General features: G+C 35.6%; 22 protein-coding genes and 1 tRNA gene. 13 read left to right on the top strand and 10 right to left on the bottom strand.

The genetic code is table 11. The annotated features are described in order from the left end of the window. The first annotated feature begins 30 nt into the window (after nucleotides 1-30). The 4 genes from paaB to paaD all read left to right on the top strand — a co-directional run bounded on the left by paaB (nucleotide 31) and on the right by paaD (nucleotide 3,636). Complete coding sequence (gene paaB, locus P2086_RS06180; protein ID WP_317899571.1) at nucleotides 31-318, top strand: 1,2-phenylacetyl-CoA epoxidase subunit PaaB; 288 nt, start codon at nucleotides 31-33, stop codon at nucleotides 316-318. A gap of 34 nt (nucleotides 319-352) precedes the next feature. Further along, complete coding sequence (gene paaC / locus P2086_RS06175; RefSeq protein WP_317899570.1) at nucleotides 353-1,111, top strand: 1,2-phenylacetyl-CoA epoxidase subunit PaaC; 759 nt, start codon at nucleotides 353-355, stop codon at nucleotides 1,109-1,111. Nucleotides 1,112-1,270: 159 nt separating this feature from the next. Next, nucleotides 1,271-3,055: a T9SS type A sorting domain-containing protein gene (locus P2086_RS06170; protein WP_317899569.1), complete on the top strand. Its 1,785-nt coding sequence runs from the start codon at nucleotides 1,271-1,273 to the stop codon at nucleotides 3,053-3,055. A gap of 95 nt (nucleotides 3,056-3,150) precedes the next feature. Then, complete coding sequence (paaD, locus tag P2086_RS06165; protein ID WP_317899568.1) at nucleotides 3,151-3,636, top strand: 1,2-phenylacetyl-CoA epoxidase subunit PaaD; 486 nt, start codon at nucleotides 3,151-3,153, stop codon at nucleotides 3,634-3,636. A 151-nt stretch (nucleotides 3,637-3,787) separates the two neighbouring features. Here paaD and P2086_RS06160 read toward each other — a convergent pair whose 3' ends face one another. Both P2086_RS06160 and tamL read right to left on the bottom strand, forming a co-directional pair. After that, complete coding sequence (locus tag P2086_RS06160; protein ID WP_317899567.1) at nucleotides 3,788-4,660, bottom strand: glycosyltransferase family protein; 873 nt, start codon at nucleotides 4,658-4,660, stop codon at nucleotides 3,788-3,790. An 8-nt stretch (nucleotides 4,661-4,668) separates the two neighbouring features. Beyond that, nucleotides 4,669-7,203 carry a translocation and assembly module lipoprotein TamL gene (gene tamL, locus P2086_RS06155; RefSeq protein WP_317899566.1) on the bottom strand — a complete coding sequence of 845 codons (2,535 nt, stop codon included), beginning with the start codon at nucleotides 7,201-7,203 and terminating at the stop codon, nucleotides 4,669-4,671. Nucleotides 7,204-7,239: 36 nt separating this feature from the next. On the opposite strand from tamL, the gene P2086_RS06150 reads away from it, so the two are divergent. Continuing rightward, entirely contained in the window at nucleotides 7,240-8,007 is a 768-nt protein-coding gene (locus P2086_RS06150) for a TrmH family RNA methyltransferase (RefSeq protein ID WP_317899565.1), read from the top strand. Nucleotides 8,008-8,081: 74 nt separating this feature from the next. Here the strand turns inward: P2086_RS06150 and P2086_RS06145 are convergent, their stop codons facing one another. The 3 genes from P2086_RS06145 to P2086_RS06135 are packed head-to-tail and all read right to left on the bottom strand — an operon-like array spanning nucleotide 8,082 to nucleotide 9,465. Continuing rightward, nucleotides 8,082-8,537 (bottom strand): DUF1573 domain-containing protein, encoded by a 456-nt coding sequence (locus P2086_RS06145; RefSeq protein ID WP_317899564.1) that lies wholly within the window; start codon nucleotides 8,535-8,537, stop codon nucleotides 8,082-8,084. Beyond that, a complete protein-coding gene (locus tag P2086_RS06140) occupies nucleotides 8,503-8,940 on the bottom strand; it encodes a DUF1573 domain-containing protein (protein WP_317899563.1) in 438 nt (145 codons plus the stop codon). The genes P2086_RS06145 and P2086_RS06140 overlap by 35 nt, the downstream gene beginning before the upstream one ends. A gap of 18 nt (nucleotides 8,941-8,958) precedes the next feature. After that, entirely contained in the window at nucleotides 8,959-9,465 is a 507-nt protein-coding gene (locus P2086_RS06135) for a DUF1573 domain-containing protein (RefSeq protein ID WP_317899562.1), read from the bottom strand. Nucleotides 9,466-9,589: 124 nt separating this feature from the next. Here P2086_RS06135 and P2086_RS06130 point away from each other — a divergent pair, with 124 nt between their 5' ends. Beyond that, on the top strand, nucleotides 9,590-12,232 hold the full coding sequence (locus P2086_RS06130; protein ID WP_317899561.1) for a valine--tRNA ligase: 2,643 nt from the start codon (nucleotides 9,590-9,592) through the stop codon (nucleotides 12,230-12,232). Nucleotides 12,233-12,397: 165 nt separating this feature from the next. Here the strand turns inward: P2086_RS06130 and P2086_RS06125 are convergent. Next, a tRNA-Gln gene (locus tag P2086_RS06125) sits at nucleotides 12,398-12,468 on the bottom strand. Nucleotides 12,469-12,602: 134 nt separating this feature from the next. Between P2086_RS06125 and P2086_RS06120 the strand changes: the two genes are divergently transcribed. Both P2086_RS06120 and P2086_RS06115 read left to right on the top strand, forming a co-directional pair. Beyond that, nucleotides 12,603-15,869 carry a glycosyltransferase family 117 protein gene (locus tag P2086_RS06120; protein ID WP_317899560.1) on the top strand — a complete coding sequence of 1,089 codons (3,267 nt, stop codon included), beginning with the start codon at nucleotides 12,603-12,605 and terminating at the stop codon, nucleotides 15,867-15,869. Nucleotides 15,870-15,979: 110 nt separating this feature from the next. After that, nucleotides 15,980-16,528, top strand: a complete 549-nt coding sequence (locus tag P2086_RS06115; RefSeq protein ID WP_317899559.1) for a polysaccharide deacetylase family protein — start codon at nucleotides 15,980-15,982, stop codon at nucleotides 16,526-16,528. On the opposite strand, the gene P2086_RS06110 is transcribed toward P2086_RS06115, so the two are convergent. Beyond that, nucleotides 16,523-17,032: a DUF2480 family protein gene (locus tag P2086_RS06110; RefSeq protein WP_317899558.1), complete on the bottom strand. Its 510-nt coding sequence runs from the start codon at nucleotides 17,030-17,032 to the stop codon at nucleotides 16,523-16,525. The two genes, P2086_RS06115 and P2086_RS06110, sit on opposite strands and share 6 nt — an antisense overlap. A gap of 225 nt (nucleotides 17,033-17,257) precedes the next feature. On the opposite strand from P2086_RS06110, the gene P2086_RS06105 reads away from it, so the two are divergent. From P2086_RS06105 to dut, 5 genes are all read left to right on the top strand, one after another. Further along, nucleotides 17,258-18,061, top strand: a complete 804-nt coding sequence (locus tag P2086_RS06105; protein WP_317899557.1) for a substrate-binding periplasmic protein — start codon at nucleotides 17,258-17,260, stop codon at nucleotides 18,059-18,061. A gap of 45 nt (nucleotides 18,062-18,106) precedes the next feature. Next, entirely contained in the window at nucleotides 18,107-18,685 is a 579-nt protein-coding gene (locus tag P2086_RS06100; protein WP_317899556.1) for a DUF3109 family protein, read from the top strand. 12 nt (nucleotides 18,686-18,697) lie between these two features. Then, complete coding sequence (locus tag P2086_RS06095; protein WP_317899555.1) at nucleotides 18,698-19,630, top strand: SDR family oxidoreductase; 933 nt, start codon at nucleotides 18,698-18,700, stop codon at nucleotides 19,628-19,630. 146 nt (nucleotides 19,631-19,776) lie between these two features. Continuing rightward, the gene (locus tag P2086_RS06090; protein WP_317899554.1) at nucleotides 19,777-21,279 is read left to right on the top strand and encodes an oligosaccharide flippase family protein; all 1,503 of its coding nucleotides are present in this window, start codon (nucleotides 19,777-19,779) and stop codon (nucleotides 21,277-21,279) included. Continuing rightward, nucleotides 21,260-21,703: a dUTP diphosphatase gene (gene dut, locus P2086_RS06085; protein WP_317899553.1), complete on the top strand. Its 444-nt coding sequence runs from the start codon at nucleotides 21,260-21,262 to the stop codon at nucleotides 21,701-21,703. The genes P2086_RS06090 and dut overlap by 20 nt, the downstream gene beginning before the upstream one ends. 7 nt (nucleotides 21,704-21,710) lie before the next feature. Here the strand turns inward: dut and P2086_RS06080 are convergent, their stop codons facing one another. The 3 genes from P2086_RS06080 to P2086_RS06070 form a co-directional block, all read right to left on the bottom strand. Next, entirely contained in the window at nucleotides 21,711-22,622 is a 912-nt protein-coding gene (locus tag P2086_RS06080) for a T9SS type A sorting domain-containing protein (protein WP_317899552.1), read from the bottom strand. A 105-nt stretch (nucleotides 22,623-22,727) separates the two neighbouring features. Further along, complete coding sequence (locus P2086_RS06075; RefSeq protein WP_317899551.1) at nucleotides 22,728-23,423, bottom strand: tetratricopeptide repeat protein; 696 nt, start codon at nucleotides 23,421-23,423, stop codon at nucleotides 22,728-22,730. Nucleotides 23,424-23,425: 2 nt separating this feature from the next. Beyond that, complete coding sequence (locus P2086_RS06070) at nucleotides 23,426-24,385, bottom strand: PorP/SprF family type IX secretion system membrane protein (RefSeq protein ID WP_317899550.1); 960 nt, start codon at nucleotides 24,383-24,385, stop codon at nucleotides 23,426-23,428.

Raw genomic sequence — 24,385 nt, 5'->3', positions numbered from 1 at the left:
ATTTTTAATTCAACATTTTTAATTTAGTTTATGAGTGATAGTCAAGGCCCATTATGGGAAGTATTTGTACAAAAAAAATCAGGGCAACCTTTTGTACATTGTGGTAACCTCCACGCCTACGATAAAGAAATGGCGCTGCAAAATGCGCGTGATTTATATACCCGCCGTGGTGAAGGCATGTCTCTTTGGGTAGTACCAAGTGATGCAATCGTTGCAAGTAGTCCTGAAGATGCAGGCGCTTTCTTTGAACCTTCTAATGATAAGATATACCGTCACCCCACCTTCTATCAGATTCCTGATGGTGTAGGGCACATGTAATTCAATAAATCAAAAATCAAATTTTAAAAATTGAATGACAACTAACGACGCATTATTTAACTACACTTTACGTTTAGGAGACACAAGTTTAATTCTTGGTCAACGCTTGAGCGAGTGGACAGGACACGGTCCTTTTCTAGAAGAAGATTTAGCATTAACGAACATTGCTTTAGATATTTTTGGACGAGCAAAAAATTTATTGGAGTACGCTGCACAAATTGAAGGCAAAGGCAGAACAGAAGATGATCTCGCTTTTTTTAGAAACGACAGAGAATATTATAACGCACTAATCACGGAGCAACCAAATGGAGATTATGCCAAAACAATTATTCGTCAGGCATTGATTGACTGTTTTGATTTGATGTTTTATACAGAACTTTCTAAATGCAAAGATGGAACCCTAGCTGGGATCGCTTCTAAATCCATTAAAGAAATTACTTACCACAAACGTCACAGCTTTAGTTGGGTTATGCGTTTTGGAAATGGTACAGAAGAAAGCTTAACGCGTTTACAAAAAGGATTAAACGAGGTTTGGGAATACACTGGTGAGTTATTCGAAATGAATGAGGTGGATGCAACACTTATCAAAGATGGAATAGCAATTGATTTAAACACATTAAAACCAATGTGGGAAAAAGAAATTTTTGAGTTGTTGCAAAATGCAAACATTAAAATTCCTGAAACTACCTACATGCAAACTGGAAGTAGAAAAGGCTTACACGGTGAGCACTTAAGTTATATCTTAGCAGAAATGCAATCTTTACCAAGAATGCATCCAACCGCTAAGTGGTAATTCTTTAAATCAAATTTAAATGTCACTAAAAGAGAGCTGGAAAAAAATGTCTCCTTATTTTGTAGACTTCTGGCAGTACTTAGTTATTATAGTAATTATGATTGTTGCGGCAATCTTTATATTGTAGATTTTCGATATATTTACTAAACAATTAGTAAAATGCTAAAACGTGTATTGATCCTTTTTTATTTATTAGGGATCCATTTAGGATGCTCTTCTGGTGTTTTAAATGCACAAACGGGACCTAATTCCCCTCAAACAAGAGCTAACAATACTTCTATAGGCGTAAACGCATGGTCTACTCCTGCTCAAATCCTGAGTAGTAATAATACTTATGCATCGTGTTCAACCAAAGGAATAACGAATTATGTTTCAGGAACTAATTTTAATTTCGCAATTCCTGTTCCTTCCTCTATAAGCGGAATTGTTCTTGAAATAGAGCGAAGCACTACAAGTTCGACAGCGGTTGCTGTGTTGGATAATTGGACAACTGGCACTTCTAAAACCATTTCTTCTGGGGTTGCCAGGTGTTTGATTGTCAGTATTTTTATGGAAAATGGTCTGGGGCCCCGCAATGTTACGGCTCTGACTTATGGTGGGCAAAACCTTACGCAAATTACAGAAGCGTTCGTTGGAAGCGGATCTGGTTTTTGTGGTAAAATTGAATATTGGCGACTAATGGAGACTGAAATTACGGCAGCTATAGGCACTTCTTTTGTATTAACCTTTGACGGCACTTCACTCCTCGAGAACTGGGAAGCAGTGTCAAGCGCCGTGTATCAATTTGTAGATCAAACTATACCCGTATCAGATATTAGAACAACACTTTCAAACACTACCACCAATCCTATTACCCTAAGTCCTTCACTTAATACATTGGCAGGAGGTATGAGTGTTTCGGGTGTTTTTTGCGGAAACAACACAACTCCGGCATCTACCATTGGAGGAACAAATACCTACAACATTAACTCTTCATTTACGGAAGTTGTAGATACTTATAGTGCAAATTCCGGATTCAGTACCTCAGGTGGTTCTTTTGAAGTAGCACATAAAGCAACAGTTGCTTCAGGAACTGAATCTCCGGCATTTACATTTGCAGGCACTGTTAACAGGCAAATGGCAATTTGTATACATCTTCAGAGTATTCGCGAAGCAGATCATTCTGTTAGATTGGTAAAAGGTGGTGTTATAACAGGGAATAATTACGCTCAAACAACTTCAGCTTGGTCCACTACAGATGCCTATACAAGTTACGGAACTCCTACAGATTTATGGGGAACAACTTGGGCGGATTCCGATATTAACGCTACAACATTCGGAGCCGTTTTAAGTGCTACTGTTCAGAATGGTACTGCTCGGGTAGATCACATGCGTATAACAATATACTCATTCAGTACACTTCCCATCGAATTGCTAAATTTTACTGGCAATTTCAAAGATGGAAAAGGTTATCTTTATTGGCAGACTGCCACAGAGAAAAACAACAAAGAATTTGCAATTGAAAGAAGTCGAGACGGCATAAATTTCGATAATATCGGAAGTGTTCCGGGTAAAGGGAATTCACAGGTTCTAAATAACTATAATTTTGTTGACATAAGCTCCAGCACTGGTCTTAATTATTATCGTTTGAAACAGATTGACACCGATGATTCTTTCAAATATTATAAAACTATTGTTATCGATAACACCGACTCAAACCAGGAATTGCTAGTATTCCCTAATCCTTCTAGTAATGGTTTGTATACTATAAAGTCAGGAGAAAATAGTGTAGATGGTGTAACAATTTATAGTGTAGATATGAAATTGATAAAACAAATTGGAATTACTTCGGGTGAGTTAAATTTATCGTTGGAGGAACTGGCAGATGGCTTGTATAATATGATATTCACAACCAATGGAACGCAAAAAGTAAAACGCCTTTTAAAAAGCACAAGGGGTAATTAAAATAAGTGCTTCTGTTAGCAAAAAACTTAAACTATTTACTGAAATAAAAATATAAACTACGCATTTTGTAGCGAGATAGAAGGAAACTATTTAAAATGAAAACGAAAGAAAATATTTATTCTTTACTCAACGAAATTCCTGATCCGGAAATTCCCGTTATTTCTATTGTAGAGCTTGGTGTGATTCGTGAAATAAAACACGACGATAAAACGATTGAGGTTACCATAACTCCCACTTATAGTGGTTGTCCGGCTATGAAACAAATGGAGGACGACGTGCGAGAAAAATTAAAAGCAAACGGTTTTGAAGAAATTAAAATTAATACCGTTTTTAACCCGGCATGGACAACTGACTGGTTAAGCAAAGAAGCCAGGCAAAAATTACAAGATTACGGAATCGCACCACCCGAAGAAAACACTACCGATAAATCTTTTCTAACAAACAAACCAAAAAATATTACTTGTCCGCGTTGTAAAAGTAAAAACACAGCAATGGTTTCGCAATTTGGCAGTACAGCCTGTAAAGCATTATATAAGTGCAGTGATTGCCTTGAAGCTTTTGATTACTTTAAGTGTATATAGAGAAGTTTTTAGTCGATAGTCACAAGTCGATAGTCACTAATTGATCTTCCAATTCACTTCGCGCCGATAACTGCCAACCGGCGTTGCTTACGTCCGCCTCTCAGTGTTTCTACTTGCTCTCCGCGCCTTCGTGTTTTAACCTGCCAACTGCCTACTGGACTTTATAGTTCCTATTCTCTCCAACCCTCCACCCAGTGAGTTTCTCCACCCAAAATAAAAATCTGTATTTTAAATTTGTTTTTATTTTTTTTGGATCATATCTAAAATTCCAGTTTGCTTCAGTAATTCGTTTTTCGAACACTTTAGGATGCGAACCTTTATAAATTTCTAAAAGATCAATGTTGTTGTAATCAAACTCTTCCACTTCGGGAATATTATTTTTCATCCATTCATCACTGTGCCACATTTTGTGAAACGAGCTTTGTTTGGCTTGCTGCGCTTGTGGTGATTTTACCCACCCATAATGATAAATAAATGCACCTGTTTTTTTTACGCGTAGTTTTTTATCATCAATGGTTCTAAATCCTTGCGCATCTTTATAAGAACGAATATTTTTATTGTTTTTAATAATTCTTATTTCGTTTTTATACCAGCGGCGACCAATACCAATGTATTTGTAATGCCCATAAAAATGTTTGTATTCAAATAACAATCCGTTCACTTCGCTGTCATCTTTGTATGTAAGCATGGCAGATTTAATTTTTGGTAAATCTTCTTCGTGAACGCATTCATCACTTTGAATGTAAAAGCACCAATCATATTCATTTGGAATTACATCAAATACTTTATTTGTTTCAAGTGACAGTACTTTTCCTCCTTCGCGCATGCTGTCATCCCAAACAGTGTCTATTATTTTTATTTTTTTTGAATGAATAGACTCAATAAGTTTTTTTGTTTCATCATCACTGTTACCGACCCCCACATAAAAAATGTCGCATAGAGGTAAAATCGATGTAATGGCCTCTACAACCGGGTAGTCATACTTCAAAGCATTTCGAATTATTGTAAAACCAGCAACTAACATAAATAAATTTAAAATGGATAACCAATTCCGAAGTTTAGCACTGAATTACGCCAGGGGTCAAATGTTGGACTGTTTCCAAGCTCAAATTTAGGGTATTTCAGTGGCGTAGCCATATCAAGTCTTAAAACAAAAAACGTCAAATCCCAACGAATACCAAACCCTCCACCAATGGCAATTTGATCTGCAAACTTGCTTAAAATAAATTCACCTCCCGGTTTGCTCGGATCTGGTTGTAACCGCCAGATGTTTCCGGCATCAACGAATATAGCGCCATAAAAGGCTCTTAGAAGATGAAACCTATATTCAATATTTCCTTCTAATAATATATCACCAATTTTATCGAAACGCGTTTTATTATCAGCAGGTGGATTATAACCTCCCGGTCCAAGTGTACGTGCGCGCCAAGCCCTTACGCTGTTAGGCCCACCACTAAAAAAGCTCTGTTCATAAGGTAGTTGATTGAGATTAGCAAGCGGTTTTCCAATTCCACCCGCAATACGGTAAACAATTCTACTGTTTTTTCGAAGGGGAACATAAATTCTAAAATCTGCATCAACTTTTAGAAATTGCGCAAAAGGAATACCAAATAAGTGATAACGCCCTAATGAATCTTTTGGTTGATTACTCAGTTTGTAAACCTCTCTGAGTATGCTACCTGATGACTGCAGATTTAATTTTGCATAAAAAGCTGTCTTCTGCCCTGTAACAGAATTTTCTTTAGAGGTATATGTTAGACCATATTTACTTAAGGTTGTAATGTGATCTTGGAACGAATTAAGTAAAAACGCATCATTAAAATCGACAAGAAGTTTTCGGTAGCTATCGAGCAAATTAGCACGTATTAGATAAACTTCAAAAGGAATAACATCATGTCTTAATTGCCTGTTGTAAGAATTAAAACTAAAACCGTAATTCAAAGTACTAATTACGCGACTGAATTCCGGACGTGTTTGATAATTTAACGAAGTTTTTATATAGGTACGCGGCTGTTGATCTTTTCTGAAAGGCAGTAATGAGAATGGAAAGAATGCTCTTGGAACCGAAAAGCTTAACTCTGGTCCAAATTGAATGGTATTAAATGTTTGTTGAAATTTATTTAAAGACCCTGATCCATTTGAACCACTCACACCAGCATCTTCAGTAGTAAGAGGTTTTTGTGCGGCAATTGATCCTTGTAGTTTTAATTCAATGAGTTCACCACCTTTGGCGAAATTTCTGTTTTGATATAAAACACTTGCGTCAATTCCTAAGTTGCCTGAGGTATTGGTTCCTTCAGTTTCACTGGTTATTGATTGTTTTACCAAAGGATTACAAATAATATAACAATCTAATTCGTTGCTTTTACTTTGATTTACTAAAAATTGGATGGTAACGTTTTTAAAAATCCCTAAACCTAATAGCTGTTTATAGGTGAGTTGTGCAGAATCTTTGCGATAAAGTTGACCAGAATAAACATCGGTATTATATACAATGATTCTGCGTTTATAAGCAAGAGGTTTGTTGAGCAAAAAGATTAAACCTTTCTTTTTAGAAATCACTGTGTCTTTAAAATAGTGGTCACGTGGATTGCCAATCAAGGCTTCCGTAATAATATACGTATTGGCAATTTTGAATTTTGGGTGGTCGGTTTCAACTAGGGAATCACTATTGGAGTTATAGGGCGTAGAAAAATTTTTAACTACCATTTTCATAGCTACCGAATGATTTGTTACATTACTATCGGCGCTATAGGTAATGTAAGCATTGTCAAAATAAAAATAGCCATTGTTAAGTGCATGCTCTGTCACGCGCTCTTGTTCAAGCTGAAATTTTTCTTTGTCAAAAGGCATTCCAAGTTTTAAGATTGTATTTACAGTATCATTTAGGATAAGTTCGCGAAGGCCTGGATCTTTTATGTTGTAACCTAAACTGTTAATTGTATAAGAGTTATTAGGGATTAAATAATATTTAATAATAGCACTTTTCTTCTTCTCTATAAGTTTAACGGTGTCAGTTACTTTATTATCAAAATAACCTTTGCTGAACAAATACTTACTCAATTGAAAGAGTGTTTGGTGCGTTAAAGCTGAGTCATAGATAACCGCAGGCTCACCAATATCTCTGAGACTTTCAATAAAAAGAGGACTTTCTTTATCTTTTAATTTTGGCTCTCTTGGGAGTTTACCTTTTTTTGCCCTTTTTTTATTTTTATTTTCAAAACGGATTACTTTTTTTGTGTTAAGCCGGTCGTATTTTAAATTTCGTTTTATTCTTTTTTCGCGAATTCTTTCTTCATCAAAAAGATTATACCACCAAACGTAAAATTGAAATTGTCTAAATAGTTTTCGGTTAGGTTTTTGCCGAAAAAAAGCCTCGAAATTTTCCTTCGGAATGTTAGTGAGTTTTGAATTATGAACTTCTACTTTTTCAATAATGTATTGATCGGGTAGCAATTTTTTTGTTGGGTTACAAGCGACAATAAATCCTAACAAAACCAACACCAAAAAACCTTTAATTGTTACTTTGCAACTACTGGTATTTATTATTTTTGTGTGAATGTTCAACTGTCCTCAATAAAATATGCTAATTTAGGGTAAAATATGCTTAGTAAAAATCAAATAAAAGAAATACAATCTTTACAGCTTAAAAAATTCAGAGAGATTAAGAAGCAATTCATTGCAGAAGGAACAAAAACTGTTTTAGAAATTCTTAATAACGCCCCTATTTTGTTGGAAGAACTTTTTGCAACGCCTGATTTTGTGAACACATATAAAACGACGCTACGACGTTTGAATATTAAATTCAATGAAATTTCAGAACAAGAATACAAGAAAATCAGTTTGCAATCCACTCCCAGCGGTGTGTTAGCAATTTGCAATTATTTTAAGGCATCAAGAGAATCTTTTGATTTTGAAAATAATTTTTCCTTCTACCTCGATGATGTTCGTGATCCTGGTAATTTGGGAACCATCGTTCGTTTAGCAGATTGGTTTGGAGTCACCACTGTGTTTTGCTCTCCATCCAGTTGTGATTTTTATAATCCAAAAGTTATACAGTCCACAATGGGTGCTTTTTTGAGGGTTAAAAATATAAATATTGGTTTGGTAGAATTACTTTCTAAAAACACAATAAAAAACATCTATGGAGCTGTTTTAAACGGAGACAATATTTATAAAGCACCATTAAAAAACGGTTTAATTGTTATTGGTAACGAAGCGAATGGGATTAGCGAAGAGAATTTAAAACTAATAACACACAAACTTACTATTCCTGCAAACCAAAATAATGGAACAGAGTCGCTCAATGCTGCTATGGCAACCTCTATCATTGCATCAGAGTTTTTCAGACAGCTTAAATTGAATCAGTAATTTTCGAGTTATTGATTTTTCTTCCGACGGACATTCTTCACGCCTTAAAAGAACTTAAAGAAAATAGAATGAAATTATTTGGCAGACACCGTGCCTTTGTAGCGCAGTTTATGAGGACTATTCGGGTCGTTGCTATTCACATATACTACTCTGTCTTGCCTCCCATACACAGTTGTTGTATTAAAAATCACCGTAATTTTTGAGCTTTGGTCTGGCAAAATGGGTTGCTTAGGAAAATCAACGGTAGTGCAGGAGCAAGAAATTTCAATATCATTAATCAACAACGGTGCATCCCCGGAGTTACTTATCTCAAATTCATTTTTAATTATTTCACCCCGCTTAACAAGACCAAAATTCTTTTTTGTTTCTGGTATTTTCAGTTTCGCTTGGGAGTAACTGTTAAACGAAAGAAATAGTAGAATAAAAAGTGAAACCACTTTTAAATAAAAAATCCCCAAGGCATTACCTTGAGGATTTCTAAATATATTAATTGGATTAACCACCAGTGCCAGATTTAGACTTAACCTCACCTTTAATACGAATTTTTTTAGTTGCAAATTTTGCGTTTGAAGTTACAGTGACGTTTTTTTCAAAACGACCTTCACGCTGCGTATCGTATTTTACTTTTATTACACCGCTTTTACCCGGTAGTATTGGTTCAGTTGGCCAGCCTGGTTTACCATCAATAGTAGTTGCGGTACAACCACACTCTCCAGAAACACTTGTAATAGTTAAAGGCGTTTTTCCAGTATTAGTAAATTTAAATTCACGTAAGCCGTTAGCATCGTATTCGACTACACCGTAGTCAAGAACTTCAGTTTCAAATTTAATGTCTGGTGCGTTAGGATCCATGTTAGGTATAACAGATTCCTGAGCATTTAAACCAAAATTTAAACCTAGTGCAAAAAACAGTAATGAAATAAACTTTTTCATAATAGTTTAAAGAATAAATTAACCTTTCTTTTGCTCAACAGGAGCGCCAGCTGGAGTCGGGTTTGCAGGAAAATCAGTTTCAACTGGTTTTACTTCAACATTTCCTTTAATCGTTAAAACAACATTACCACTTTTCGCATTTGAGTTTACAGTAACAGTTTTATAAATTTGACCAGGACGGTTAGTATCATATTTTACTTTAATAACACCAGCTTTACCAGGAAGAATTGGTTCTTTAGGACACTGAGGAACAGTACAACCGCAGCTTCCTTGACAATTTGTAATCACCAATGGCTCTTTACCGTTATTTGTAAATTTAAATTCGCACTCACCATTACCACCTTGTTTAATAGTACCGTAATCGTGTTCTAATTTATCAAGTTTAATATCGGCTAAGCTTGCAGGGGCAGCAGCAGCTGGTGCAGCAGCATGTCCATGACCATCATCTGCTGAATGACCATCTTGTGCAAATGTTAAAGCAGTTAAACCTGCAACTAAACCTAGAGTAAAAATTAGCTTTTTCATGTGAGTCTTTTTTTTTAATTAATTTGTGTGATTATTACTAAAATCGTGCCATAAAGATATTACAAACACGGGATTCTTTCCGTAATTTTACGAAATTTAACAAAATATTTTTTATTAGTTTAACATGGAGATAGCCAAAACCTATAATCCCGGCGAAGCAGAAAGTAAATGGTATCCGCATTGGATGCAACAGAATTTTTTTAGTTCAACACCTGATAGCCGTACTCCTTATACAATAGTCATCCCTCCTCCAAATGTTACTGGTATGTTGCATATGGGGCACATGCTCAATAACACCATTCAAGATGTTTTAATCCGTCGCGCGCGCATGCTTGGAATGAATGCCTGTTGGGTGCCAGGTACAGATCATGCTAGCATTGCTACTGAAACTAAAGTAGTAAACTTATTAGCTGAAAAAGGAATCAAAAAAACGAATCTTTCGCGCGAAGATTTTTTAAAACACGCCTGGGACTGGAAAGAAAAATACGGTGGTATTATTTTGGAACAACTCAAAAAACTAGGCGCCAGTTGTGATTGGGATCGCACACGTTTTACAATGGATCCGGCAATGAGTGAAGCAGTGTTGGATGCATTTGTGAGTTTACATAATAAAGGTCAGATTTATAGAGGAGTTCGAATGGTTAACTGGGACCCTCAAGGATTAACAGCACTGAGCGACGAAGAGGTAATTCATAAAGAAACTAACAGTAAACTGGTTTACGTAAAATACAAAGTAGAGGCGTCTGATGAATTTATTACAGTTGCTACAACGCGACCTGAAACCATCATGGGTGATACTGCAGTTTGTGTAAATCCAAATGATGAACGCTATTCTCACCTGAAAGGAAAAAATATAATTGTGCCAGTTGTAAATAGGGTAGTGCCAATTATTTTTGATGATTATGTAGATGCTTCTTTTGGTACAGGTGCACTTAAGGTTACTCCAGCGCATGATATTAATGACTTTAATCTCGGACAAAAATATAAATTACCAACTATTGATGCACTTACTCCAGATGGAAAAATTAGTGAAGCTGCCGGAGTATATGTTGGGATGGATCGTTTTGCTTGCAGAAAGCAAATAGTAAAAGACTTACAAGAACAAGGCTTAGTTGAAAAAGTAGAAGATATAAAAAACAAAGTTGGGTACAGCGAAAGAACAAACGCGGTAATTGAACCTAAACTCTCTCTGCAGTGGTTTTTAAAGATGGACGAGATTAGTAAACCAGCTTTGGATGCTGTGATGAGCGGCGAGGTAAAACTCATTCCGGAAAAATACATCAACACCTATAAACACTGGATGGAAAATGTACATGATTGGTGTATCAGTCGCCAGTTGTGGTGGGGACAACGTATTCCGGCTTGGTACGATGGAAAAGGAAATACTGTTGTTTGTAAAACAAGGGAAGAAGCATTTGAGAAATTAAAAATTAAGAATGAAAAACTAACGAACGATGAAATAAAACAAGATGAAGATGTTTTAGACACCTGGTTCTCTTCATGGCTTTGGCCTTTAACGGTTTTTGATCCAAATGTAATTAAAAACGGTTGGGAAAATGCAAATGAAGAACTTAAATATTATTATCCTACAAACGATCTAGTAACTGGTCCGGATATTTTATTTTTCTGGATAGCCCGCATGATTATTGCTGGTAAAGAATTTACTGGACTGAAACCATTTACCAACGTTTACCTTACAGGCATTGTACGTGATAATCTCGGAAGAAAAATGAGCAAACAATTGGGAAACTCTCCCGATCCACTTGATTTGGTTGCAAAATATGGCGCAGATGGCGTACGTGTTGGAATGCTTTTAAGTTCTCCGGCCGGTAACGATTTGCTGTTTGACGAAAAAGATTGTGAACAGGGAAGAAATTTTGCAAATAAGGTGTGGAATGCATTTCGTTTGATAAAAGGTTTTGAGGTAGGGGCATCTGCGAAACAGTCAGCGGCGCAGAAAGCAGCGATTACTTGGTTTGAAAATAAATTATCTGAACAACTGGAATTTATCAACGATCATTATTCGAAATACAGAATGAGTGATGCATTAATGACAACCTACAAATTGGTATGGGACGATTTTTGCGCCTGGTATCTTGAGATAATAAAGCCAGAATTTGTAGATGGCAAATCTTTACCAATTGATAAAACGACTTATGATGCAACTATCATTTTCTTAGAACAGCTCTTAAAAGTAATGCACCCATGGATGCCTTTCGTTACAGAAGAAATCTGGCATTTGATAACAGAGCGTTCTGAAAAAGAGTGTGTTATTGTGGCAGAATGGCCGAAACAACTGGCATCTTTAGATGCCAGAGTTTTGGGTGAATTTGAAGTATGCAAAGAACTCGTAACTACGGCTAGAAATGTACGTGCTCAAAAACAAATACCACCAAAAGAAAAATTAGAGGTGATTGAAAAATCTTCATCAGATCATTCTTATTTTAATGAAGTTGTCATAAAACTTGCAAATCTCTCTGCCTTTAAATATTCTAAAGAAAAAGTAGATGGCGCATACAGTTTTACGATTCAAACAACTGAATTTTTTATTCCACTTGCAAACAATATTAATGTGGAAGAAGAAAAAGAACGTTTAAAAAAGGAGTTGGAATACAATAAAGGCTTTTTGAAGTCCGTGCAAATAAAACTATCTAACGAAAAATTTGTAGCTAATGCAAAGCCTGAAATTATTGCTGTGGAGCGTAAGAAAGAGAGTGATGCGCTGTCAAAGATTGATTCTATCGAAGAGCAGTTAAAAAGTTTGTAAGTCATTGTTTAATAAAGAAATCCCCGATGTGAATTTTCAGCATCGAGATTTTCTTTGTGCTATTGTATTGTATATGAGCAAATCAGTGTGACTTTAAAAACACATCGGATAAAAAAATTTGATTAAAATAAAAAAACCCTCCCGGATTTCTGAGAGGGTTTTCTGTTGCCCGAGCAGGATTCGAACCTACATAGTCGGTACCAAAAACCGAAGTCCTGCCATTAGACGATCGGGCAATTTAATTTTGGTCTGCAAAAATACAAAATTTTTAGTTCAATCAAATAATTTTTCAAAAAAAACGTGGATATTACACTTTTGTGCACAATTTTAAACCAAGTAAAATACTATCTTCGCAACCATTACTTCTATTATGATGACAAAAGAATTCGGGAAACTTAATAATCTGATCGGATGGCTGATTTGGGCCGTTGCAACTGTAACTTATTGCTCTAGTATTGAACCAACTGCCAGTTTCTGGGATTGTGGAGAGTATATTGCTTGCGCATTTAAATTGGAGGTTGGTCACCCTCCAGGAGCGCCTTTTTTCCTGATAGTAGGGCGCTTTTTTACCTTGTTTGGGGGATCTGATCCTGCTCATGCAGGGATGATGATCAACGTGATGAGCGCCTTATCAAGCTCTTTCAGTATTTTGTTTTTATTTTGGACAATTACCCGTTTAGGAATAAAAGTATATGGCAAAAAGGTGAGCGAACTTGAAAAACCTAAACAATGGGCTATTCTTGGAGCAGGTATTGTAGGAGCTTTAGCTTATACATTTTCCGATTCCTTCTGGTTTAGTGCCGTTGAAGGTGAGGTATATGCCATGTCATCTTTTTTCACAGCAATTGCTTTCTGGGCTATTTTAAAATGGGATGAAGAAGATTCTACGAATCCAACGGGTGCTTTGCGTTGGTTAGTGCTCATTAGCTACATGATAGGTTTATCTATAGGTGTCCATTTATTAAATCTATTAATTATTCCTGCAATTGGGTTTATTATTTATTTCAAAAAATATAAGTTCACCTGGAAAGGTTTTTTCATAGCAGGGATCTCTTCAGTTATGGTTTTGGGTTTAGTGCAAAATCTCATTATTCCAAAAATTGTAAAGTTTATAAGTGACTACGAGGTGTTTTTTACCAACAAATTAAGCCTTGGTTTTAGTACCGGAACTATTTTCTTCTTCTTGCTGCTTGCATTTTCTCTTACTACATTTATTATTTATACCATTAATAAAACTGAGAAGTATTACAAGATGGGATTTTATTCCGCTTCAATTTTATCTGGTTTTGCTGTGATAGTTGCGCCAAATGGTGGTGGAATGTTTACACGTCTGATAATGTTAGGAGCAATTCTATACGCGATTAAACATTATAAAACAAAAACAATTACACTTAATGCAATCTTTTTAAGCTTTGCAACGCTGTTAATTGGTTATTCCTCTTTCTTTGTTTTGGTAATTCGTTCACAAGCCAATCCTCCTATGGATGAAAACGATCCTGAAAATGCACCTAATATGCTTTCTTATTTGTTGAGAGAGCAATACGGTGACTGGCCAATTTTATACGGACAATATTACAATGCGCCTACGCGCCCAAGAAGTGAATTTGGTAATGGTGATCCGGTTTATGCAAAAGACAAAATAAATAAGAATTATAAAATGATTGATTCACGAAAGAATTCGATCGCAAAATACGAACCTGAATTTTGTACAATTTTTCCAAGAATGCACAGTTCCCAAGCGCATCATGAAGCTGGTTATAAATATTGGGGAAATGTTGCAGAGCATCACAGAAACCGAGTAATGGAGAACAGAAATGGTGAGACTGAAAGCGTTGAGGTTCCTACAATGGGAGCTAACCTGTGGTTTTTCTTCAATTATCAGGTAAATTATATGTACCTGCGCTATTTTTACTGGAATTTTGTTGGAAGACAAAATGATGTACAAGGTTCAACCGGTAATAACATGGATGGTAACTGGGTGAGTGGGATTAAGCCAATTGATGATTTTAAACTTGGTACGGATACTTCGCAAAAAATTTATCGCGATAAAAATAATTTTGCAAATAATCATTTTTATGCACTGCCTCTAATCCTGGGACTTCTAGGAATGTTTTTCCATTTTAAAAGAAATAAACCGGATGCTTGGGTGGTGCTGTGTTTTTTCCTTTTAACAGGACTGGCGATAGTAATCTATCTTAATCAATCGCCTTATCAACCGCGTGAACGTGACTATGCTTATACGGGAAGTTTTTATGCCTTTGCGATATGGATTGGCTTTGGAGTGTTGTATTTATATGACCTGTTTAGTAAAAAAGCGGCAACAATAGGAATTGCAATCGGCTCTACGGCATTAGGATTAGTAGTACCTGCCGTTATGCTTAAGGATGGTTGGAATGACCATAACCGTTCTTTGAGAACACTGTCGCGCGACGTGGCAATAAATTATTTACAAAGTTGTGCACCAAATGCCATTCTTTTTACGAATGGTGATAATGATACATTCCCTTTATGGTACGCTCAGGAAGTAGAAGGAATAAGAACTGACGTGCGTGTGGTAAATTTAAGTTTACTTCAAACCGATTGGTACATACGCCAAATGCGCAGAGCGGCTTATTTAAGTATGCCCGTTCCGTTTACAATTCCTGAAGAAAAATTGGAAGCTGAAAAGTTATCGTATTTGTTAATCAATGGACAAAATCCGGCCGCCATGGAGCTGAAAGGGGCTTTAGAAACTGCTTTGAGCGACAATCCTGATGGAAAATACAATAACGGAGGCGATCTTTTAGACGTGTTGCCATCTAGACGCCTTTATGTGAATGTGGATAGCCTTACCGTAATGAAAAACAAAGTAATTAGTGTGGGTGACACTGGTCGTCTTGCAAAGAGGATTGCTTGGGATTTGGGTGGAAAAAATTATATCACAAAAAACGATCTTTTAGTTTTAGATCTTGTGGCACATAATACTTGGGAGAGACCAATTTATTTTGCCGTTACAACCGGTGACGATGCTTACGTTGGAATGAAGCGTTATTTTCAACTAGAAGGTTTAGCATATAGATTTGTTCCAATTAAACAAACAGAAGACGAAGAAGCACAAGGTGGACGTGTAAACACAGAAGTGATGTATGATAACATTATGAATAAATTCCTTTGGGGTGGAATGGACAAACCTGGTGTGAATTTGGATGAAAATTGTATCAGAATGGCTAGCAATCTGCGTATGCAAATGGCCATACTTTCTGGAGCCCTTATTAACGAAGGTAAAAACAAACTAGCGAAAAACGTTTTAGATAAATGTCTTACCGTTATGCCGGATGAAAACATTCCTTACGACGCAACCATTTTTACTATTTGCGGTTCTTATTATGAAATCGGAGAAACTAAAAAAGCAAATGAACTAGCTAAAAAACTGTTTGATATTTTTGAAGGTGATTTAAGAATATATATGGCTCAAAAGCCAAATCACAGAGCTGCGTATGGTAGAGACGTAAATCAAGCAAAAGAAATTTTAAAACGTTTAACTGGTTTATCGCAGCAATACAAACAGGAAGATTTGTCGAAGGAATTTATAAATAGAATTAAAGGAGTTTTAAGTCCTGAAGATCTTTCTCCCACGAGAGAGCCGCAATTACCTTAATTAATCCACCACAGTTGTTTATCTGTGGTGGAACTTTTGTTTTGAAAAATCTTTTACTCATACAACCAAACGCGGTTCTAAGAAGGATTTATCCTCGAGCGGTTTGGCGTATGAACAAGGAAGAAAAGAACATTTACCTTACTTTCGACGATGGTCCTATTCAAGGCTTAACAGATTGGGTGTTGGATGAATTAAAAAAATACAATATTAAGGCAACTTTTTTTTGTGTGGGCGCCAACATTATACGTAATCCTAAAGTTTTTGATAGAGTTAAAATAGAGGGCCACCGTGTTGGAAATCATACTATGTTTCACACAAAAGGGTTTAAGACTACAGTTGGCGATTACATAAGAGAGGTGGAGGAGTGTAAAAGGCTCGTAGAAAATAATTTGTTTAGACCACCCTATGGACAATTGAGACTCGGACAGTATAAGGCCTTAGTTGAACGTGGCTACGATGTAATTTTATGGGACGTAATCAGTTACGACTTCGAACATATTTCTCCGCTTAAATGTACTGAGAATGTGCTCAAGAATACGAGAAATGGAAGCATTGTACTTTTTCACGATAATGTAAAGGCCGAAACAAATATGAAATATGCACTTCCAATTTTCCTTGAAAATTTTTTACAAAAGGGGTATAGCTTTAAAACCCTATGAACTTTTGGCCTTGTACAAAGGCACTGTACTGCAGGGCTCTCCATACATAATACTTTTTGCAAAAGGTTTTAAAAGTGTTGTAAGCTGTACAAAGGCGTTTGTTGGAATTTGCTTTTCACCACAACCCTTTATCACAACTCTAGCATCTTTGTATATTTCCGGGTTAATCGTTGCTAGTTTCTCTGCAAACATAATATTTTCGAGTTCATTGAGGTTTCCAAAAAAAACTCTTCTCGCATGAGGCTCTAAAGCAAGTGTAATAAGCATATAAGCCCAAGTAGGTACAATGGCATCGGCGCTACAAATTATACCAACAATCTTATCTTCGTATAAACTCCAGTCATTTGTTTTAAGAAATTCTCTAAAGTCTTTTTCCTTTAATATTTGCTCCATAAACAAATGTGGCTTGATATCGAAAAAAACACGGTCTCCTTCTACATAAAACTCCTCTAGATCAATACTAACTATACCGCTTCCAGCAACTTTATTTATTATTTCATCCATTGTTTTCTTGGCACTAATTTTTAAAAGAAGTTAACAACCTTAAAATTACTAAATAATGCTAGAATTTGTAGCTGGAATATAAGTAAAAAAACACAATTTTCACTATACCACAGAAGGGGTATTTATCCGTAAGAATGGGGGTTTATTACATTAAATTCATATTATACCCCTGAGTTTAAATATTAAATTTGTACTTTAGCTGACCCCAAAAAGACGTTAAGTAAGTTGAGATATTTTTTAATTATAATAACCTCTGTTTTAAGTAGTATCAGTTTTGCTCAAATTGGCGATACCCTTTTCGTTAATTATTATATCCAAACGCCTTTTGCCTATACAGATAACGGTTCAGTAAAAGGAATTGAAGTTGACATAGTTAACGAGTATGTATATTGGCTTAAATCCAAAAAGAAAATTAACATCACCTTAAAACAAGTTGGTTATACCGATTTTAACTCGTTTTACATTTCAACGAAAAAAAGTCAGAACAGTCTGGGTTTGGGCTCTGTAACGATTAGTCAGGAAAGGGCTATGGAAGTAGATTTTTCATCTGCCTATTTAAAAAACGTAGCTTTTTGTGTAACAAACGGTCATGCGCCTGATGTAAAATCGAAAACTACTGATGAAATACTTAGGTCGCTCGGAAGCATGAGTGCCCTTACAATTAACAACACTTCTCTAAATAGGTATATCGTAGAACTTAAGAAGCAATACATCCAGGATTTAAAAATTTCTTATAAAACGGATGAGGTAAAAATTTTGGACGAAATCGCTAAAAACGTATTATGCTTTGGGTACGTTGATGCGGTTGGCTTTTGGTTCTATTTAAAAAACAATCCTGGAAAATTTTTGAAAATGCAAAAAATCCTCAACCAGTCTAAAGAAGAACTTGGTTTTGTGATGCCTAAAGGAAGTCAGCATAAAGCTTTATTTAATGAATTCTTCGCTTCATTTAAATCCACCCCTGCTTACCGCAGTATCCTTGAAAAATATCTTGGAGCGTATATGACGCAAAACATGGCTATCAATTAATTTAATTGAGAATCCTTCTTATTCCTTATCTTTGTCGCCACAAGAATGATAGCAATTGATAAAACATTGGTCAGCGAAGATCTGCTGGATAAAAAGTTTGTATGTGATTTAAATGCCTGCAAAGGAGCTTGCTGCGTTGCCGGTGATAGCGGCGCCCCTCTTAACAAAGATGAACTTCCTATTTTAGAAGAGCTGGTTGACAAGGTTAAACCTTACATGGTGAAAAAAGGCATCAAAGCAGTAGAAAAATACGGACCATTTGTTGTTGACAGTGACGGAGATTATACAACCACTTTGGTAAGCGAAGGTGCTGAATGTGCATTTGTATATTTCGATGAAACCAAAACAGCTAAGTGCGCAATAGAGAAAGCATATTACGAAGGTGTTATTACCTGGAAAAAACCAATTAGCTGTCACCTTTATCCAATTAGAATTACTGAGCATAAAAATTACGACGCTGTCAACTATGATAAATGGGACATCTGCAAACCTGCCTGTGAATGTGGAAAAAAACTAGATGTGCCTGTATACAAATTTTTAAAAGAACCACTTATTCGTAAATACGGTAAAGAGTGGTTTAAACAGTTGGAAAAAAGCGCAATGTTACATTTAAAAAAAGATTAATTCAGATTAGAAATGAAAATTTTAATTACAGGTTCTAATGGCTTGTTAGGACAAAAACTGGTTTATAAATTGCGCAACACAACTGGTGTTGAATGTATTGCAACAGCGAGAGGAGTCAACCGATTGGTGCAACAAGAAGGATATATTTACGATTCATTAGACATTACAAATAAAAAAAATGTAGAAGACGTTTTTTCGAAGTATTTACCAGATGTAATCATAAACACTGCTGCTATGACCAACGTAGATGCCTGTGAAACAGAAAAAGAAACGAGTTGGCTTATGAATGCTACGGCAGTTGAGTTTCAGGTAAAAACCTTAGAAGCTCTTCAGAAAAAAAATCCAAATTATAAGCCACATTTTATCCATCTTAGCACAGATTTTATTTTTGATGGTACTCATGGACCTTTAGATGAAGAAGAAAAACCGAATCCTCTAAGTTATTACGCAGAAGGAAAGTTAGAAGCAGAGAAAATAGTAAAGGCCTCAACGCTTCATTGGGCAATAGCAAGAACGGTTTTGGTTTATGGCATCGTTGATAATATGAGTCGTAGTAATATTGTACTTTGGGTGAAATCTAATTTAGAGCAAGGAAAAGTTATAAATGTTGTGGACGATCAGTTCAGAACACCAACACTTGCTGAAGATTTGGCTGATGGTTGTATACTCATTGCACAGAAAAGAGCAAAAGGAGTTTATAATATTTCAGGAAAAAACTTTTATAGTATTTTAGAATTGGCTACAGTTGTGGCTGATTATTATGGTTTGGATAAGAGTTTAATTAAACCAAGTAAAAGCGCTGATATCAAGCAACCAGCGAAACGCCCGCCAATAACAGGTTTTATTATCGATAAAGCTGTAAATAATTTAGGATACAATCCGCATAGTTTTACAGAAGGAATTAAACTATTAGAAGATCAAATAAAAGCAATGGGTAAAGCCTAATATAGAAGAGATTTATCCATTTTCCCTTTGCCTTTTTACATCTTCCATTTAATCTTTGCTTCTTTACAAGTCATGGTTAATATCTTACAGCCGCAAAGGAATCTAAAAGACGTATATTTTCCTACTTTTAGTTTTATTACTTATCTGTGTCAAATCCAATAAAAAATTTAGCTGGGCAAACAGTCGTTTACGGACTGGGGACTATTTTGCCCAGATTCTTAAATTATTTTCTGGTTCCTATTTTAACAAGGGCTTTCCTTCCTGCTGAATACGGCATTAATTCAGAACTGTATTCGATTATTTCTTTTCTGAACGTCATTTTTACCTATGGTATGGAGACCACCTTCTTTAATTTTAATTCAAAGCTCGAGAATAAGGCAGATGTATACAATACAGCATTACTTTCTCTTCTTTCCACTTCTTTAGTTTTTAGTCTGATTTTAATTGTTCTATCTTCTACCATCGCGGCTGGACTATCAACACCCAACGCTACTTATTCGTCACAATTTATTATCTGGTGTGTTCTTATTATCGCTTCAGATGCGATTATGAGTATCCCTTTTGCAAAATTAAGATCTGAGAACAAGGCACTGAAGTTTTCTTTTTTAAAATTATTCAATGTCGTTGTCAATTTTGGACTCACGGTATTTTTTATCTCCTTTTGCAAAGTAGCTTACGATACTCAGGACGGCAGTGTTCTGGCTGAGATGTATAATCCTGAAATAGGAATTGGCTATTGTTTTCTCGCTAACCTGATTGCAAATCTTTTAACTCTGCTCTTATTAAGTAAACAAATTTTATCCGTTCGTTTTAATTTGAATACGACTCTTCTAAAAGAAATGCTTAAGTACACCTGGCCCTTAATTATTCTTGGGCTAGCGGGCATGATTAACGAAACACTCGACAGAATTATTTTAAAACAATTAATGCCCGATAAAGTTGCGGCTCAAGATGCACAAGGTATATACGGAGCCTGTTATAAAATAGCCATTTTAATAACCATTTTCATACAAGCATTTCGTTTTGCTGCCGAGCCCTTCTTTTTTGGAAAAGCAAAGGAAAAAGATTCAAAAAACACCTACGCTTACGTGATGAAGTATTTTTTGATTTTTTGTTTGTTTTTGTTTTTAGCAACAGTATTAAACTTAGATTGGATAAAATACATTATTGGCGAAGCCTATTGGAGTGGATTAAAAGTAGTTCCCATACTGTTATTGGCCAACGTGTGTTTGGGAGTGGTCTACAATTTGTCTATTTGGTACAAATTAAGTGGTCAAACAAAATTTGGAGCTTACATTTCAATTACCGGCGCAGTCATAACCATTGTAATTAATGTGCTTTTTGTCCCAGCTTATTCCTATGTAGCTTGTGCTTGGGCAACGCTAGCAGCATATGCTGGCATGATGGTTTTATCGTATTTATGGGGACAAAAGTATTTCCCAATTAAATACAATGTGAGGGCATTAGCGGTTTATTCTGCTATCACAATACTTCTGTATCTCGTTTCTCTAACTTATAGTGGTCTCGAAAGTACATGGACTAAAATTATTTTGAATAATTTGTTAATAGGAATATTTGTTTGGATGATTTATAAACTGGAAATTAATAATCTAAAAAAATTAAGTTCCAATGTCAGTTCTAACAATTAAAGCCATAAACCGTTCATTGCATGCCCTACCTGAATATGCAACAGAACACTCAGCAGGATTAGATTTAAAAGCAAATTTAACGGAGCCCATTACTCTAAAGCCTTTAGAACGGCAATTGATCTCAACTGGAATCTCTCTGGAATTACCCGTTGGCTTCGAAGCACAAATTCGTCCAAGAAGCGGACTTGCCTATAAACACGGCATTACAGTCTTAAACTCTCCAGGCACTATTGATGCAGATTATAGAGGTGAAGTGAAAGTACTTCTGGTAAATTTATCCAATACAGATTTTGTCATTAACGATGGTGAGCGCATTGCGCAAATGGTTGTTGCAAAACACGAACGCATTGAATGGTACGTTGTTTCTGCTTTGAAGGATTCAAAAAGAGGTGTTGGAGGTTTTGGAAGTACTGGCGAGAAGTAACAAACACTTATTCTTTAATTACTTTTTGGTTTGTAATTAGTTCGTTATTCTGAAATACTTGCAAGAAGTAAATTCCTGTTTTGAAAGAAGAAATGTCTATTTCGAAAGAATTGTTTTCGTTAGGTTCTGTTTTATGAATGAGATTTTTTTGTCCTAAAAGATCTACGAACTGAAATTCATATTCGCCGGTATTGGTAAGATTTTCTATTTGAACATTTATTTTGTTGGTGCTCGGATTTGGAAATATTTGAATGATTGGTTTTGTCTCATTAGACTCAATAAAGCCTACAGTGTTAGAAAAATCACAAGGTTTCGCCGAAAATTGTTTAGTGCCAAAAGAGAGATCTGTATAACATAAGAATTCATGGAAATAATCACCATCACACAGCCCCAAATCGGAATTCGGAAAATTAAAAAGAAAACCTGAACTTCCAAAACGCTCTGTGATCACAGAGGCGCCGTTGTTGATGTACAGCCTCCTTAGGTTAAATCCATTTATTTGCACCGTTTTAACCGAATCTACAACATAATAAAAGGTAGCTGGAAATTGAGAGTGCTGAAGAATGGTAGTTTGCCACCCTTGGCTTGTTTGACTGGCAAAGTTGTATAGAATTTGCCAAGTGTTTTGTGTTCTAGCGTTTGAAAAATAAACCGTGTCTCCCCTTTGTTTTATTAAAGTTGTGATACTTGAAGATTCATTGCAAAACAAATAAAACTTGTCATGCACTAAAGTCTTTATAGTGTCATTGCCATCAAAGTAAGATCCCGTGCATTTAATTTTATTGTTATAAACGCTTGGGGAAAAGATAATCCCCGAAAATTCATAACTCCATTCAGCCCCAACAGGGCAAAATACAACTTGTGATTTTAATTGAAAGAATAAAATAAGAAAAAAGATTGAGGGTAGAATTTTTTTCATAGGAATTAATTTTTGGATATATGAAGTTATGAAATAATTCAGTTGAAATGACAACAAAGTCAATTAGTCAATTTTTAAGATTTTATTTCGAATGATTTAGAAAAGCTATCGGCAAAAATTTTCTTTCAACTCTTCTGCAATTTGTGAACCAGCTGTTATAGCATTGTTAATAATATCACAGGCCTTATCACTGTTTTTTTCGTTCTGATAAATATAGGCTAAGCCCATGTAAGCATCATAATTTTTAGGATTTAATGCAATACTTTTTTCGTAATCTTTTTTTGCTTCTGTGTAGTTAACACTGTACTCATACCAATAAGCGCGGGAGTAATAACCCATGGCGTAATTAGGATAATACAAAACACATTTACTCAAACCTTCAATGGCTCTGGTGTAATCATCAAGCATTCCGTAAGCTAAAGATCTATTGTATAAAGCTTTTAAATGCATAGAGTCTTTTTGCAACACAATGGTAAATTCATTTATGCAGTTTCCATAGTTTTGATTTACAAAATAAATAAGTGCGCTGAGGTAGTGCTGCTCAAAAAAATCTGGATACATTTTTTTTAAGTTATTACAAATTGTTCGTGCGCCTCGAATGTTCCCTTTCTTTAAGGTGAGTAATCCTTTATAGTACAAAACACTGTCCATATGATAATTGGAATACGAACAAGAATCTATAATGGATTGAGCTGTTTTAAAATCTTCTTCCTGCAACCTTTCTCTAAAGTTTTCAAAGGGAGTCTGCGCTCTTATTATAAGAGCAAAAAAGATAAATATGTGTAGAATTAGCAATCTCATCTTTAATAACTAAGCACCGGGCATTTTGCTATGGAATGTCTTCCTGTTAATTTTGCATCCATACCCATGGGTACGACACCAATCATAATTTCGAAACTGTTTTGGGCAGCATAACGCGCGGCGTTGATGGGATAAGAATAAGCTAATCCCGCTGTCATATTTTCGAGAAAACGTATTTGAAAAATGCCGCTCAAAAAACTGGTGTTTCTAATTCCAGCACCAAGCCCGACTCTGTTAGCATAATAAAACATAACATTCAAATCAATCAGTGGTAAACCAAGAATTGGTGTATTTAAAGCCAAAGAAGGCATCATTAAAAGGTTATCATTTAAAGTCATGAGTCGCCCATACTCCATATAAACAGAAGGTTTTAGCTTGGAAGGACTTCCTATTTTACGACCTTTAAAGTCTTGTAATTTATAAATAGAAATTTGTCGCACAGATAATCCAACAAAATATTTTTTATCTGTTAAGCGTACACCGGGAATAATGTCTGGGTAAAGAAAGAGAGAGGTCTTCGTTTTGGCTACAGCTGGATCGTTGATATCAAAACCAGCAGTGGAACGTGAATAACGCCTAACTCCTGCAAAGACACCGAAAGAAGCAATTAATTTTTTTCTAATGAGGTAGTGAATTGTGTAGTTCGCGTAAATCCCCTGACTTCCTATTAGACCACTGTTATCGTTATCGAAATAAACACCAACATTTTGCCAGCGCTTGTAACTGCGTGGCGGACGAATGGTATAAGAAACATTTAAAAAACTTTGGTTAGGGCTGTTATCAATTCCAACCCATTGACGGTTTAGTCCTACGCAATAATAAATTTCTTTTGTAATATCTGTACCCGAAGCCGCCGGATTCATGCCAGCTTTATTAAATGTGTACTGAGTAAACATAATTGTTTGCTGTGCTTTGTTTCCTAAACAAAGCAAAACAAATAAATATATTAAACTTTTTTTCAC

It is taken from the genome of Aurantibacillus circumpalustris, assembly GCF_029625215.1.
Lineage (GTDB): Bacteria > Bacteroidota > Bacteroidia > B-17B0 > Aurantibacillaceae > Aurantibacillus > Aurantibacillus circumpalustris.
This window is presented reverse-complemented; position numbering and strand designations above follow the sequence as displayed.